A 13,318-nucleotide genomic window follows, 5' to 3' on the forward strand; every position below is an offset into this window, starting at 1 on the left:
GTTCCCATCATCAATGAAAACGACGCGATTGCCAGTGCCGAGATCCGCTTTGGCGATAATGATACGCTGGCAGCCATGGTCGCCAATTTGCTGGAGGCCGACCTGCTGGTGATTCTCACTGATCAGGCGGGACTTTATGATAGAGACCCGCGCCACGATCCCCATGCTCGCCTGCTCACGGAAGTACAAGCGGGAGACCCCAAACTGCTGCGGATGGCGGGTGGGGCTGGGACAGCGCTAGGGAGCGGCGGCATGATCACTAAGGTACGGGCGGCGGGCCGCGCTGCCCAGTCAGGCGCTGCCACCCTCATCGCCCCTGGCAGTGCCGAAAACGTACTGTTACGCATCTGGGCCGGGGAGGAGGTAGGGACGTATTTTCATCCGGGCGTCGCCAAACTGGCGGCCCGCAAGCGCTGGCTGGCGGGGCAATTGCGACCGACCGGCACCCTGCATCTGGACGCTGGCGCCGCGCGAGTGCTCAGGGAAAAGGGCAGTAGTTTGCTCCCGGTCGGTATCACTGCCGCCGAGGGCGACTTTCAACGTGGCGATCTGCTCTGCTGCGTCGATCCGGAAGGCCAAGAAGTGGCCCGTGGCTTAGTGAACTTCGCCAGGCATGACGTTCTGCTTCGCCTGGGTAAGAGCAGTAAAGCGCTGAGTACCCTGTTCGGCGATGTGGATGAGATTGAGATCATCCATAGGGATAACCTGGTACTCAGCAGCGAACGCAGCTAATCCGTGCTGTGCTGCCTGGGTAAGTCATCCCGCAGTGAACAAATCCCCGCATCCTGCATACCGCGACAGGTGCCATAGAGATAGAGACTGTGATCGCTGATAAAAAAGCCCTGATTCGCGGCGATTTCCCGCTGTCGCTCTTCTAGCGCCTCATCGAAAAACTCCAACACTTTGCCGCAAGCCGTGCAGACCATGTGATCGTGGTGCCCCGTTTCGTTGAGCTCAAAGACCGCCTTGTCGCCCTCGAAGTGATGCCTACGCACCAATCCTGCCATTTCAAATTGGGTAAGCACACGATATACCGTGGCCAGACCCACCTCTTCACCAGCCTCCAGCAACTGCCGATAAATTTCTTCAGCCGTCAGATGGCGGGCTTCGCTGTCCTCGAAGAGGCGGAGTATCTTCAGTCTGGGCAGGGTCGCCTTGAGGCCAGCCCGTTTCAATTCATCGCTGTTTATCCGTTCGTCGTTCATTCGCTCGTAGCAATGGCCATACGTAATGGTTTAGGATAGTTGTACCTGACGCCTAAGACAAGGACTATGAGAAGCTTCCGCCTAATTACCCTGCTTACTTTCTGTGCCCTGTTGCTCGGCGCCTGTAGCATTTATCGCGTCGATGTACAGCAAGGCAACGTCATCACCGCCAAAGAACTGGCCGAACTGCACCCTGGTATGGATGAACTGCAGGTACGTGCCATTCTCGGCTCACCACTCCTGCAGGATCCCTGGCATCCACATCAGTGGGTTTACGCCTACAGCTTCAAGCCTGCCTATGGCAACACAGAAGTCCGCAAGGTTCTGGTGCTTTTTGATAAGGATGAGAAACTGGTCAGCGTACAGGGAAATGTACAGAGCGCCGCCTCACCGACAGCGACCACCACCTCTTAAGCCTCCTAGCGGGATGGCGCTTCACTGTCCGGCTTCTGCATTTCTAACGCGCCCGGCTGACCATAAACAGCCCGCGCGCGCTGAGCAAAGCGTTGCACCATCGTTTCCGCCGCATGCTTGAATATCGGCTCCAGAAAGGCGCCCATCAATCGGGAAGCAAACTCGAAGCGCATGTCCAGCGTTACTCTGGTGCCTCTGGCGTCCGCCTCTAACTGCCAGAGCCCTTCCAGAAAACGGAAGGGACCATTCACCAGTCGCATCTCTGCCAGCTTGGGCCGCTGATAACGATTTTTCGTGGTGAAGGATTTGCCGAAAGCGCCGTGGGAGATGGTAATCTCGGCGACCACTTCTTCATCTTTCGACTGGATAATCCTGGTCCGTCCACACCAGGGTAAAAATTGCGGATAGGCACGAATATCCTCTATCAGGGCAAAAATTTGCGCAGCGCTGTAAGGCAGCACGGCGGTTTTGCAAATATGATGCATGAAACCCTCTCAATAACGGCGCTGACCCAGTGCATGCGCCTGCACCCAACGATCTAGTTGTGCCCAAAACCATTCGATGATTCGTCGCCAACGGGGGCGCCTGCGCCAAGGCTCCGGGTCGATTTCCCGCGCTTGGGCGAACTCGCGTAAAAACAAGGTGCGCAGCAAAAGCGCGGCAAGCGGAGCGCGTAATTCCAAGTTGAGTTCATGATTAAACCACAAACTCAGAAAATCAAGATTAGCGGAGCCGATAGACGCCCAGGAACCATCCACCAGCAGATATTTCGCATGCAGAAAGGCGCCTTCATATTCGTAAACATGCACACCCCTGCGCATCAGCTTTTGATAATACGCCTGAATTCCGAATCGCAAAAGTGGATGGTCGGTGATCCGGCCAGCCAGCAGGAGCCGGACATCCACACCGCGCTGCACGGCACGGTAGATGGCACGCAGGATGATCGGATCTGGATTAAAGTAAGGGGTGGCAATCCAGATACTCTGACGTGCGGCATGGATGGCAGCGAGCAGACGGCGGCGCACGGCGAGACTTCCCGGCGGTGCGCCCTCTAAAAACCGGCCGTGCCCCCACCACCACAGGGTATCGGGTTGAAAGAACGCCGCCGTGCCCAATCGCGGAAGCGACTCCGGGCGGTGACGAAAAAAAATCTGGCGGCCCTGTTCTGCTAAATTGCCGCGACAGGCAAAGAGCATCTCACGATAGGGCATGGTGCCCGGCGCGCCCGTGAGCCAGTCATCAGCGATCGCAAAACCGCCGACTGCGGCCCATTGGCCATCCACCACGACGACACGGCGATGGCTGCGTCGTAGCCTTTTTTCTAACCCCTTGAGTTGCAGGTGATGATACCAGTGTAAATGAGCACCAGCGGCACGCAACTCCGCCGCCCAGCCACTCGGGAAACCGCGGCTGCCCAAGGCATCCAGGGTGATATAGACCTGGACTCCCGCCACCGCCTTATCACAGAGGATACGCAAGACACGCTCAGGCCAATCGCCTTCGGCAAAAATATAGTTCTCAAAGAGAATCTCGGCCTGCGCGTCAAGCAGGCACAGCTCCAGCCATTCGATGATAGCCGGCATCTCGCTCAGCAGCACAGCTTCGGGAATGGGCTCCCAATGCCTTTGGCGATGCGGCGCGAAATGTTTTGGCAACGGGTTCGACAAATTTTCAAGGTCCGTAGTGATACACGCTGTTCACCTTCCACAGGAATACCGGCAAAGTCAATGCCACCTTTCTGCCCTGCCGTCTTTTCCCGTACAATACCGACTGACCGGCACGGGAGTAGCAGGATGAGCAGCACCATCGCCCTCAATCGCGAGGCGAAACACGAATACTTTATCGAAGAGCGCTTTGAGGCTGGCATGGTCTTACAGGGCTGGGAGGTGAAGTCGCTGCGCGCGGGTCGTCTCAATCTCAGAGACAGCTACATCGTCGTCAAAAACGCAGAGTTGTGGCTGCTCGGCGCGCACATCAGCCCGCTCCTCACCGCCAGCACCCATATAAACCCAGATCCAACACGCACCCGCAAGCTGCTGATGCATCGGGAACAGATCAATCGCATGATCGGCAGCGTTGAGCGCAAGGGTTTTACCATCGTTCCCCTGGCCATGTACTGGAAACAGGGCCGCGCCAAGGTAGAAATCGCGCTGGTGAAAGGCAAACAGGAGCACGACAAGCGCGCCACGACCAAAGAACGGGAGTGGCAGCGGGACAAGGCGCGCATTATGAAGGGTGGGGCGCGGGATGCCTGAACAGCGTCGGGGGACTTTTCTCTTTCAGTCGCTGATTCTTTTCCTTTTTGCCTTCTGGCTTTTGGCCTTTCACACCGGGGGAGCCAGCCTCTGGGACATTGATGAGCCCAATAATGCCCAGGCCCTGAAAGAAATGATGGTGCACCACAATTTGGTGGTGCCCACTTTCGACGAAGCACTACGTCCCGACAAGCCTATCCTCAACTACTGGCTGATGTGGACCGGGGTACACCTGCTGGGGATGAACAGTTGGGGCCTGCGCATTGGATCGGTAGCTACGGGTGCATTATTGGTACTCTATCTGGCCCTGGCCTTACGTCGCCTCTATGGGGAGCAGACTGCCTTGCTGGCGGGATTGCTGACCGCCACAACCCTGCATAGTCAGATTATCTTCCGGGCCGCTGTACCTGACCCTCTGCTGATTCTTTTCGTTGCGATCGCTCTGATTTCCTATCTGCGTGGTTATCTCTACCCGGAGGAAGGGCGCCGCAGTGTTCTGATCGCCTATGGTGCGATGGGGTTGGCGACCCTGGCTAAAGGCCCTATCGGCTTCCTCCTGCCCGGACTTATCATTGTGATCTTTCTGCTGCTGCGCCGCGACTTGGCAAGCCTCTGGCGCCGAGGACAACCGGTTTTAGGAATTCCTCTCTTCCTCGTCATCACCTTGCCCTGGTACCTGGCCGTAGGCATGGAGACCCACTGGGCCTGGGACCAGTCATTCCTTTATCAGCAGAACGTCTATCGCTACACCGCCGCCATGCAAGGGCATCGCGGCCCGGTCTATTACTATCTTTTCACTATCGCACTGGCGCTGCTGCCCTGGACGATTTTTCTGCCACAGACCTTCGCGGATCTCTGGCAGAGACGGGCCGCACTACTGCAAAAAGCGCCCGCCGATGCATTCATGCTGGTCTGGGCGATTACCTGGGTCGCTTTTTTCAGCCTCGGCGCCACCAAACTCCCCAACTACGTCTGGGAGGCCTATCCCGCCCTCTTTGTCCTCGTCGCAGCGCGCCTTTATACGGCCTTGAACGAGACAAAACCCCTCAATCGCCGCGGTGTAATCGTATCCCTCGTGGCACTATTGCTGGTGGGCCTCACTCTGGCAGCGCTGGGGACATGGCTGGTACCGGAGCAAATCCCGCCCCTGGGTGATGTGGCCTATCTGGGCTTTCCCTATATCGCTGCGGCGTTGCTCGCTCTTTTCTTCGCCTGGCGCTGCCTGCTGCTGCCGGTCGTCAGCAGTCTGGGGGCAGGCGCGGTGGCCCTCACCGCTTGTCTGATGCTCCTCGCCGTGCCCGCCCTGGATGCCCTCAAACCTTCCGTGACCATGGGCCGCATAATCCGCGCCAGCGAGGGCACACAGCCTTACGCAATTGCCACTTGGCAATGGTTTGAACCCAGCTTCCTCTTTTATGGTGGGCGTGGTGCCATGCGTGTGCATCAGTTGAAAAGCCTGCGAGAGATCCAGCGTATCGTTGCCGATGGCCAGGGCACCGCCTATCTCGCCTTGCCCACCCACGATATCCCGGCCGCGCGGACACAATTATCCAGGGCGCTGCATGTTCAGGAACTCTACTCGGGTTATGAGCTCTATAGCCGGGAATATATCGCCCTATTACGCATTCAGTCTCCCGCGCATCTGGAGAAAAAGGGATCATGATGACTGTCCGCACAGCGCAAACCTTAACCCGAATTTTGGCATTCTGTGGAGCCATCCTGGCCACAACCGTGGGTATAGCTCATGCGGCAACGGCGGCCGCAGATCATGATCGCGACTACTGGCAGGCGCTGAGCCATACCCACTACGGCGAAAGAGGCAGCAAGGGGCCAATCGTCTATGATTTTCTTGATCCCAACTGCCCCTATTGCCACCAAATATACACTTGGCTGCAAAACCCCATTAATGGGGGACTGTTGCGGGTACGCTTTGTCGTTGTCGGCTTCTTGACGCAGAGTAGCAAGGGTAAGGCCGCCGCCATTCTTGCTGCGACCGATCCGCTGGCGGCACTTAAACAAACGGAGAATGGGTTTACCATGACCAAGGCGGGCCCCGAAGGCGGTATCAACCCCGCCAGTGCCGGGGTGACTGCAAAAATGCAGGATCGTCTGCAATTCAATAAATCCCGACTCCAGGGCAAAGAATTTCAGATGGCGGGAGCACCTGTCGTCAGCGTACCCTTTCTGGTCTATCGTAACGGCAAAACAATCCATTACATTTTTGGCTTACCCGATAACGCGCAATGGCGAGATTTACTCAACGCATCATGAATGCCAAGCATTTATCTTCACTGATCGCCGTACTGGTGGTGCTAGCCGCAATAGGCGCCTTTGCGCTGGTACTCTGGTTACAATTTGCGAGGGACTATGCGCCCTGTAGCCTCTGTGTGTATCAGCGCCTGGCCAATCTCGCTGTGCTGGTGGTCGTCGTGATGGGATTCTTCTGGACGGGCGCAACGCGGCGCGGGTTATGGATGCTGGCCAGTGCCTATGCACTGGCAGGCGCAGGACTTGCCGGGTGGCAGTGGCATCTCAGCACGGTAGCAAGCCGCACGCCGGAAACATGCACAGCCGTGAATCTCTTTCAGGGTGGGCGCAGCTTCGGGACTTTGGGCAAGGACGCCGCCTCGGCACTCTCGGGACAGGGTTCCTGTGCCGCCGCCGGGGTCCGCACCCTGGCCGGGTGGCCTGTCACCCACTGGAGCCTGGTCTTCTTCCTCGCCTGTGCCATGCTGCTCTGGCTTGCCCAATGGCTTGCAGGACGTCAAGGCAACCATTAGACCCTGGCCCTCGCCAAAACGAGGGTCCTGCTTTATTCAGCTCGGCCAATGCCAGTCGCGGCGCAGGGTTTCCAGCACCGCAATGGCCCGGCCGGTATCCGGGGCGAGCGCGCTCACATGTCCCATTTTGCGCCGCGGCCGGGCTTCATTCTTACCGTACAGATACAGCTTGAGCTGCGGATGGCGCAGTAGTGCCTCCCAGTCTGGATCGCCATTTTCCCAAAGATCGCCCAGCAGATTCATCATCACCACCGGACTGATCAGGCGGGTATCCCCGAGAGGCAGGCCGCATATGGCCCTGACCTGCTGGTCAAACTGGCTATGCACACAAGCATCTATGGTGAAATGTCCGCTGTTGTGGGGACGCGGCGCCATCTCATTCACCAACAGTTGTCCAGATCTGTCGACAAAAAACTCGACAGCCAGCACCCCCACATAATCCAATGCCCCGGCAATACGCGCCGCACTGCGCCGCGCCTGATCCTGAAGCGATTCCACAGTACCGGCGGGTACGATACTCAGATCGAGAATGCCCCGGTGATGAACATTTTCGGCCACCGGATAAAAGACCATCATACCATCGGCAGCGCGTGCCAGGATAACGGAAATCTCTTGTGCCAGGGCGATGCGTCCTTCCAGCACTGCCTCAGCCTCTCCCAGCGCCGCCCAGGCAGCGGGCAGATCCGCTGCGGAAGCAACCTCCACCTGCCCCTTCCCGTCATAGCCGAAACGCGCGGTCTTGAGAATGGCCGGGAAGGGTACGGTAGCCGCTGCACCAGCCAGATCGGCTGTGCTGCGCAGCAGCGCGAATGGCGCAATGGCCAAATCCAGGTCACGGAAGAAGGCCTTTTCCTGCGCACGGTCCTGAGCAATAGCCACCGCCCTGGCGCCTGGCCGCATGGGTATCACCTGCGCTATGCGTTCCAAGGAGTTCGGCGGAACATTCTCAAATTCTGTGGTAACCGCCGCGCAACTAACCGTCATCTCCTGTAAGGCGATGGTATCCTCATAAGCCGCACAGAGGTGCCGGTCCGCCACCACCGCGGCCGGGCAATTTGGATCTGGATCTAGCACCCAGACGCTATAGCCCATGCGCCTGGCGGCCAAGGTGAACATCTGTCCGAGCTGTCCGCCACCCAGTATCCCCAGCGTGGCGCCAGGCAAAATCAAAGAGCAACCTCCGGCAATGTCATGGCCATCACCGCCGCCTCCTGCCGCGCCCGGAAATCCCGCAAGCGCCGGGCCAGCGCCGCATCTGCACCGGCCAGCATGGCGGCGGCAAACAGACCGGCATTGGCCGCGCCCGCCGTGCCAATGGCAAAGGTCGCCACCGGCACCCCCTTAGGCATCTGCACGATGGACAGCAGGGAATCCATGCCTTGCAGATGCCTGGAGGGCACTGGCACGCCCAGCACCGGCACAATGGTCTTGGCCGCCAGCATGCCCGGCAGGTGCGCCGCGCCGCCAGCGCCAGCGATGATGCAGCGCAGCCCCCGCTGTACGGCACTAGCCGCATATTCAAAAAGAAGATCGGGCGTGCGATGTGCGGACACGACACGCTGCTCGTAGGGAATGGCCAACGCCTGCAACTGTTCTACCGCGGCGCGCATCACTTCCCAGTCGCTCTCGCTGCCCATTACCACACCCACTACCGGATGTTCCATGCCCGCCCTCCTCTCTAGGCCCCAGCACTAAACGGGTTATAATGCCTGTCATGGAAGAAGCCCTCAAGACCAGCCATCGACCTATCCGCAGCTTTGTGCTGCGTCAGGGTCGTATTACCGCTGCTCAAACACGCGCTGTCGCGGAACATTTACCGGCTTGGCGGATAGATGCCCATGCCGTCTGGCGGGATCCCTGGAATGGCCGAAGGCCGCTATTGCTGGAAATAGGCTTTGGTAACGGTGAGCATCTGGCTGCCATCGCTGCGCAACGGGCCGGTTGGGGCTGCATCGGTGCGGAGGTACACACGCCCGGCGTGGGGTCCCTGCTGCTACAACTGCGGGAGGCCGGGACCGACAATGTCCGCATTGTCCATGATGATGTCGTCACCTGGCTACGGACGCTGCCCGAAGCCCTGCTGCAGTGCATCGTCATCCAGTTTCCTGATCCCGGGCCAAAAAAACGACAGCAAAAACGCCGCCTGATCCAGCCGGATTTCGCTGCATTGCTTTGCCGCTTGCTGCAGACCGGTGGCGAACTGCAGTTGGCCACAGACTGGGCGGATTATGCCGGGCAGATGCTCACCATTCTCAATGCCACTCCAGGCCTGCAGAACACCAATCCCGACAACGGTTACGCCGCCCGCCCCAACAACCGTATCCTGACCAGATTTGAGCACCGCGGACAACGATTGGGGCATGAAGTTTATGATCTCTGCTATCGACGCGTCCCATGAGCACTAAACAACCCGACTGCTTGCAGTGCGCCATGCGCGAGCACAGCATTTTTGCCGGCTTGAGCAGCGAGGATATCTGCCAGCTCGGCATGGACGTCCACGACATCCATGTCACGGCAGGAACGACGATCTATCACGAAAGCGACCCGGCGCAGTATGCCTACACGCTCCGTCAGGGCGGCATCAAGCTGGTGAAGAGCCTGGCCAATGGTCACGCCCAGATCGTCCGCTTGCTTCACCGCGGCGATCTTTTCGGCTTTGAAGGATTACGCAGTGACCAGCATCGTCACAGTGCCATTGCCCTGACCGGTACTGACCTTTGCCGCCTGGAACTGAGGGCGCTGGATGCACTTTCCCAGCGTCTCCCGGCCATGCGTGAGGCAATTTTCGCCCGCTGGCAGCAGGCCCTGCAGGAGGCCGAAGACCGCATCGTCGAACTGGGCGCAAAAAAGGCTGATGCCCGGCTGGCCACTTTCCTCTGTCAATGGTGCATCGCCTATCGGCAACAACGTGCGGCACCCTTCCCCCTCACCCGTCGGGACCTGGGGGAATTCCTCGGACTTTCTACAGAGCACGTCAGTCGCATTATGGCGGACTTTAAACGCCAGGGACTGCTCCATGAACACAAGGGGCAAATTGAGATTCCCGAACCCCAGAAACTGCTCCGGCACGCCTGTAGTGACGACACCAGCGCCTGACCCCCGCATCCTAGTAGTTAACAAAATTGATCAACTTTGATAATTGTCAATGCAGACACTCTTTCTACGCCTTATGGTGGGGATATGGGCGCCTCAGAACACAGGATGGTGCTCCAACACCATTGCCGACAAGGGGTGATATCATGCTTTTCAGACAGCTTCTTGAAACCGAAACCAGCACCTACACCTACATTTTGGGCGACCCGACCTGGCACGAGGCGGTGGTTATTGACCCTGTGCTGGAAACCGTCGATGAGGTACTGCGCGCACTCGATCGGGAGTCCATGCGGCTTGCGTATGTGCTCGATACCCATGTCCATGCCGATCACGTTACCGGCGCCAGCGCACTGCGTGCGCGCACTGGTGCGCAGGTCGTGATCAGCCGCGGGACCGCCGCGCCCTGTGCAGACGTACTGGTGGATGATGATGATTTTATCGTACTAGGTGATGACGTCATTCGGGTCATTACCACGCCTGGCCACACCCCGGGCTGCATTAGCTACCGTTGGCGCGACCGGGTTTTCACGGGCGACGCGCTATTGATCGGGGGCTGTGGCCGCACGGATTTCCAGGGTGGCGATGCGGGGACGCTCTATGACAGCATCACCGGGAAGATCTTCACACTGCCCGACGAGACTCTGGTCTATCCGGGCCACGACTACACAGGTCGCCACGTCAGTTGTATCGGCGAAGAAAAGCGTATGAACAGGCGCTTGGTGGGTAAAAGCCGGGAGGAGTTCATCGCCATCATGGCGGAACTTAAATTGTCAGAACCGGAGAAAATCCATGTCGCGGTGCCCGCCAACCAGCGCTGTGGAGTGCTCAGTGTATGAGGAGTACTTTAAAGATGAGCAAACAAAATTCCTTGCAAGGGGTGTCGACAGGCATGAGACGTGGTGGTAGTGGTGGTGGAGGAGGTCAGGAACGCGGTCAGGGTGGCATCCGCTTCGGAAATGCGCCGAGTATGCGTCCTGCGGGCATGAGTCTGGCCGACGAGGAGGCCATGGAAGAGCGGGTGCTGGCGGGCAGCGGAAATACGGATAAAAGAGTCCGTCATCAGCACGATCAGGAGGTATTTCATGCCCTGCTTCGCCATCACGACCAGATTCAACGTGAATTGACCCAGATTCCCGATGGCATACGTTCGCTGACCACTTCCGCCAACCCGGAGATTGTCCGCCTGCTGCATGACCATGTTCCCGCCATGCACCACCGGCTGGAAGAAAACTTTGGATTGCGCTTCTGGGATCCGGCCTTTCCGGAAATTTTCGCGCAACGGGAAAAAGTGCGGATGGTAGTGACCCTGGTACCCACTGGTGTCCTCGTGGAAGAGACCAGTGATGATCCTAATGCAGCGACCCTCATCCAGGCCCACGGCGCCGTCGTTAGCCTCTTTGTGCGGCGCGGCTTTGCCCAGGCGCAGGAGTCCAGCCCCCTGCCGGACAATTATCAGCGCGTTCTGGGTGCCTGAGCGATCTATTCTACGGCATAATGGGTGCTCGGGTTACCGGGCGCTTTAGTACGCTGCTGAGATATACTGAGAAGGTGAGGTCGGGCCGCGGCCTCCTTCCAGGCTTTTCGACTCTGAGGAATAGCACATGACCCAAGTGACCATTATCGGTGCGGGATTCGGTGGTCTGACAGCCGTCCGCCATCTGCGCCGCCAGATGCCTGATGCGGAAATCACCGTTATCGCACCCAAGGCTGAGTTTATTTACTACCCCAGCTTGATTTGGATTCCCACAGGGCTGCGGCAGGGCGAAAACCTGCGGATTCCGCTGGACAATTTCTTTCGGCGTCGGCGGGTGCAACTCCATCGAGGCCGCGTCACCGGCCTGCGCGACGGCGGCCGTACGGTCATCACTGATCAGGGCGAAGTCCGGAATGACGCACTCATCATCGCCAGCGGTGGGCGGGGGCTCCGCAAACTGCCGGGTATCGAGTACAGTTTCGCCATCTGTGACGGCATTGATGCGGCTGAAAATATCCGCGATCGCCTGGCCCTGATGAACAAAGGCACTATTGCCTTCGGCTTTGCGGGAAATCCTCTGGAACCCACCGCCGTGCGCGGTGGCCCGGTGTTTGAACTGCTTTTCGGGATCGACACCCATCTGCGACGCATCGGCAAACGTGAGCAGATCGAACTGGTGTTTTTTAACCCGATGAAGGAGCCGGGCAACCGCCTGGGTCCCAAGGCGGTTGAGGGATTGCTCGCGGAGATGGAGCGACGTGGCATTCGCGCCCATCTCGGCCATAAAATCAGCGGCTTCGCGGCCGACAAGGTGATGACTGAGGGCGGGGACATTCCTGCTGATCTGATTCTCTTCATGCCCGGCATGACCGGCCCGGACTGGGCAGCCGACAGCGGCATGCCCCTCTCTGCCGGCGGCTTTTTTCAGTCTGATCTGCACTGCGCCGCTCCAGGCCATCCAGGTGTCTTCATCATCGGTGATGGGGGTTCCTACGCGGGAAGCCCGGACTGGCTACCCAAGCAGGGCCATACGGCGGACCTGCAGGCCGAGACCGCCGTGCATAATCTGCTCCTGCACCTGCAAGGGAAGGCCGCAGACAAGACTTTCCGCAGCGAACTGGTCTGCATCGTCGATGCCCTGGACAGCGGTATCATGGTTTATCGCAGCCCGAAACAGGCCAGCGTCTTAGCCAATCCGCTCTGGCATGCGGCCAAGGTCGCCTTTGAATGGCGCTATCTGCTGCATTATCGCTGATCGTGTCCAAGCTCAGGATCGCGGCCACAAGGTCGGCGCACAGGGGTGATCAACCCTGTTCCTCAAACGAGGATACGCTGTGCGCTCACTGTTCCTCTCCAGGCGTACCGTAATGCCGTCCCTTCCATGCGCCGCCCCGGCCACCATAATGACGGAGGGCAGAATCCAGCGTCATGAGCATATAAAGCAGGGCCGCAACCGGCAGGCTGAACGCCCAGAACGGGTTCAGCGTGTAAAGACGCAAAGTGGGCAGATAGGCCGTAAGCATCAGCAGGCAGGCCGACAGCGCGGGCAGCACCAGCCAGATATTTTCCGTCCAAAGGCCAAACAGCAGTCCCCCTGCCGGCCAGGCATAGAGAAAAATCATCCCTAACGTTGCCCCGAGCAGGCGCCAAGGGCTGAACCGCAGTTGCACGTAAGCGGAGCGAGCTACCATCCGCCATATTTCGCCAAGCCGCTGATAATCCCGCAGACTATGGCTCTCGGTTCCCAAACCCAGCCAGATCGCTCCATGGGGCTTCAGTAAAGCCGCTAACGTGCAGTCATCTATGCGTGCCCCGCGCATGGCAGCAAACCCGCCCGCCTTTTCGAGGGTCTCCCGACGCAGCAGCATACACCCCCCTGCCGCGCCAGCCAGCGCCCGGCGCGGGTTATTGACCCAGGGGAAGGGATACAGAATCTGGAAGAAGAAAACGAAGGGCGGAATCAGAAGACGCTCCCAAAAACTGCGACAGGAGAGCATTACCATCAGAGAGACCAGTGACTGATCCCGATCCTCTATCGGGGTGACGAGGCGCTGCAGGACATCCGGCCCATGCACAATATCACCGTCGGTGAACCAG

Annotated in this window: 17 protein-coding genes; 11 read left to right on the top strand and 6 right to left on the bottom strand. The window is 58.8% G+C overall.

Annotation, left to right across the window (positions count from 1 at the left end; genetic code table 11):
• The coding region (gene proB, locus AC2VNK_RS00860) for a glutamate 5-kinase (RefSeq protein WP_486882468.1) at positions 1 to 732 on the top strand (732 nt) is incomplete at its 5' end.
• Here the strand turns inward: proB and fur are convergent.
• Positions 729 to 1,205, bottom strand: coding sequence for a ferric iron uptake transcriptional regulator (gene fur / locus AC2VNK_RS00865; protein ID WP_291520768.1), 477 nt, complete (start codon positions 1,203 to 1,205; stop codon positions 729 to 731). The two genes, proB and fur, sit on opposite strands and share 4 nt — an antisense overlap.
• Before the next feature lie 66 nt (positions 1,206 to 1,271).
• Here fur and AC2VNK_RS00870 point away from each other — a divergent pair, with 66 nt between their 5' ends.
• The gene (locus AC2VNK_RS00870) at positions 1,272 to 1,619 is read left to right on the top strand and encodes an outer membrane protein assembly factor BamE (protein WP_291520770.1); all 348 of its coding nucleotides are present in this window, start codon (positions 1,272 to 1,274) and stop codon (positions 1,617 to 1,619) included.
• 5 nt (positions 1,620 to 1,624) lie between these two features.
• On the opposite strand, the gene AC2VNK_RS00875 is transcribed toward AC2VNK_RS00870, so the two are convergent.
• Together AC2VNK_RS00875 and AC2VNK_RS00880 are read right to left on the bottom strand one after the other, a co-directional pair.
• The gene (locus AC2VNK_RS00875; protein WP_486882469.1) at positions 1,625 to 2,104 is read right to left on the bottom strand and encodes a type II toxin-antitoxin system RatA family toxin; all 480 of its coding nucleotides are present in this window, start codon (positions 2,102 to 2,104) and stop codon (positions 1,625 to 1,627) included.
• A 9-nt stretch (positions 2,105 to 2,113) separates the two neighbouring features.
• Positions 2,114 to 3,286, bottom strand: a complete 1,173-nt coding sequence (locus tag AC2VNK_RS00880; RefSeq protein WP_486882470.1) for a phospholipase D-like domain-containing protein — start codon at positions 3,284 to 3,286, stop codon at positions 2,114 to 2,116.
• A 126-nt stretch (positions 3,287 to 3,412) separates the two neighbouring features.
• Here AC2VNK_RS00880 and smpB point away from each other — a divergent pair, with 126 nt between their 5' ends.
• The 4 genes from smpB to AC2VNK_RS00900 all read left to right on the top strand — a co-directional run bounded on the left by smpB (position 3,413) and on the right by AC2VNK_RS00900 (position 6,654).
• The gene (smpB, locus tag AC2VNK_RS00885; protein WP_291520774.1) at positions 3,413 to 3,874 is read left to right on the top strand and encodes an SsrA-binding protein SmpB; all 462 of its coding nucleotides are present in this window, start codon (positions 3,413 to 3,415) and stop codon (positions 3,872 to 3,874) included.
• On the top strand, positions 3,867 to 5,537 hold the full coding sequence (locus AC2VNK_RS00890) for an ArnT family glycosyltransferase (RefSeq protein WP_486882471.1): 1,671 nt from the start codon (positions 3,867 to 3,869) through the stop codon (positions 5,535 to 5,537). The genes smpB and AC2VNK_RS00890 overlap by 8 nt, the downstream gene beginning before the upstream one ends.
• A gap of 68 nt (positions 5,538 to 5,605) precedes the next feature.
• Complete coding sequence (locus tag AC2VNK_RS00895) at positions 5,606 to 6,145, top strand: thiol:disulfide interchange protein (RefSeq protein WP_486882472.1); 540 nt, start codon at positions 5,606 to 5,608, stop codon at positions 6,143 to 6,145.
• Positions 6,142 to 6,654 (top strand): disulfide bond formation protein B, encoded by a 513-nt coding sequence (locus tag AC2VNK_RS00900; protein WP_291520777.1) that lies wholly within the window; start codon positions 6,142 to 6,144, stop codon positions 6,652 to 6,654. The genes AC2VNK_RS00895 and AC2VNK_RS00900 overlap by 4 nt, the downstream gene beginning before the upstream one ends.
• A 36-nt stretch (positions 6,655 to 6,690) precedes the next feature.
• On the opposite strand, the gene AC2VNK_RS00905 is transcribed toward AC2VNK_RS00900, so the two are convergent.
• Both AC2VNK_RS00905 and purE read right to left on the bottom strand, forming a co-directional pair.
• On the bottom strand, positions 6,691 to 7,824 hold the full coding sequence (locus AC2VNK_RS00905; RefSeq protein ID WP_291520778.1) for a 5-(carboxyamino)imidazole ribonucleotide synthase: 1,134 nt from the start codon (positions 7,822 to 7,824) through the stop codon (positions 6,691 to 6,693).
• A complete protein-coding gene (gene purE / locus AC2VNK_RS00910) occupies positions 7,821 to 8,318 on the bottom strand; it encodes a 5-(carboxyamino)imidazole ribonucleotide mutase (protein WP_291520779.1) in 498 nt (165 codons plus the stop codon). Before purE ends, AC2VNK_RS00905 begins: the two co-directional genes overlap by 4 nt.
• 41 nt (positions 8,319 to 8,359) lie before the next feature.
• On the opposite strand from purE, the gene trmB reads away from it, so the two are divergent.
• The 5 genes from trmB to AC2VNK_RS00935 all read left to right on the top strand — a co-directional run bounded on the left by trmB (position 8,360) and on the right by AC2VNK_RS00935 (position 12,476).
• Positions 8,360 to 9,052 carry a tRNA (guanosine(46)-N7)-methyltransferase TrmB gene (gene trmB, locus AC2VNK_RS00915; protein ID WP_486882473.1) on the top strand — a complete coding sequence of 231 codons (693 nt, stop codon included), beginning with the start codon at positions 8,360 to 8,362 and terminating at the stop codon, positions 9,050 to 9,052.
• Positions 9,049 to 9,750: a Crp/Fnr family transcriptional regulator gene (locus AC2VNK_RS00920; protein WP_291520781.1), complete on the top strand. Its 702-nt coding sequence runs from the start codon at positions 9,049 to 9,051 to the stop codon at positions 9,748 to 9,750. The genes trmB and AC2VNK_RS00920 overlap by 4 nt, the downstream gene beginning before the upstream one ends.
• 143 nt (positions 9,751 to 9,893) lie before the next feature.
• Positions 9,894 to 10,583 carry a sulfur dioxygenase subunit alpha Sdo gene (gene sdo / locus AC2VNK_RS00925; RefSeq protein ID WP_291520782.1) on the top strand — a complete coding sequence of 230 codons (690 nt, stop codon included), beginning with the start codon at positions 9,894 to 9,896 and terminating at the stop codon, positions 10,581 to 10,583.
• Between the two features lie 14 nt (positions 10,584 to 10,597).
• Positions 10,598 to 11,221 carry a hypothetical protein gene (locus tag AC2VNK_RS00930; protein WP_486882474.1) on the top strand — a complete coding sequence of 208 codons (624 nt, stop codon included), beginning with the start codon at positions 10,598 to 10,600 and terminating at the stop codon, positions 11,219 to 11,221.
• Positions 11,222 to 11,348: 127 nt separating this feature from the next.
• The gene (locus AC2VNK_RS00935; RefSeq protein WP_486882475.1) at positions 11,349 to 12,476 is read left to right on the top strand and encodes an NAD(P)/FAD-dependent oxidoreductase; all 1,128 of its coding nucleotides are present in this window, start codon (positions 11,349 to 11,351) and stop codon (positions 12,474 to 12,476) included.
• Between the two features lie 85 nt (positions 12,477 to 12,561).
• Here AC2VNK_RS00935 and AC2VNK_RS00940 read toward each other — a convergent pair.
• Positions 12,562 to 13,318 (bottom strand): glycosyltransferase (locus AC2VNK_RS00940; protein WP_486882476.1); only part of this gene is annotated, 757 nt, incomplete at its 5' end.

The organism is Acidithiobacillus sp. TH-A35 (assembly GCF_057473505.1).

Excerpts from the sequence above, each read along its gene's own strand:
- sdo (WP_291520782.1), top strand. The coding sequence starts at position 9,894 with ATGCTTTTCAGACAGCTTCTTGAAACCGAAACCAGCACCTACACCTAC.
- AC2VNK_RS00900 (WP_291520777.1), top strand. The coding sequence starts at position 6,142 with ATGAATGCCAAGCATTTATCTTCACTGATCGCCGTACTGGTGGTGCTA.
- purE (WP_291520779.1), bottom strand. The coding sequence starts at position 8,318 with ATGGAACATCCGGTAGTGGGTGTGGTAATGGGCAGCGAGAGCGACTGG.
- AC2VNK_RS00930 (WP_486882474.1), top strand. The coding sequence starts at position 10,598 with ATGAGCAAACAAAATTCCTTGCAAGGGGTGTCGACAGGCATGAGACGT.
- AC2VNK_RS00920 (WP_291520781.1), top strand. The coding sequence starts at position 9,049 with ATGAGCACTAAACAACCCGACTGCTTGCAGTGCGCCATGCGCGAGCAC.
- fur (WP_291520768.1), bottom strand. The coding sequence starts at position 1,205 with ATGAACGACGAACGGATAAACAGCGATGAATTGAAACGGGCTGGCCTC.
- smpB (WP_291520774.1), top strand. The coding sequence starts at position 3,413 with ATGAGCAGCACCATCGCCCTCAATCGCGAGGCGAAACACGAATACTTT.
- AC2VNK_RS00935 (WP_486882475.1), top strand. The coding sequence starts at position 11,349 with ATGACCCAAGTGACCATTATCGGTGCGGGATTCGGTGGTCTGACAGCC.
- AC2VNK_RS00890 (WP_486882471.1), top strand. The coding sequence starts at position 3,867 with ATGCCTGAACAGCGTCGGGGGACTTTTCTCTTTCAGTCGCTGATTCTT.
- AC2VNK_RS00870 (WP_291520770.1), top strand. The coding sequence starts at position 1,272 with ATGAGAAGCTTCCGCCTAATTACCCTGCTTACTTTCTGTGCCCTGTTG.
- trmB (WP_486882473.1), top strand. The coding sequence starts at position 8,360 with ATGCCTGTCATGGAAGAAGCCCTCAAGACCAGCCATCGACCTATCCGC.
- AC2VNK_RS00875 (WP_486882469.1), bottom strand. The coding sequence starts at position 2,104 with ATGCATCATATTTGCAAAACCGCCGTGCTGCCTTACAGCGCTGCGCAA.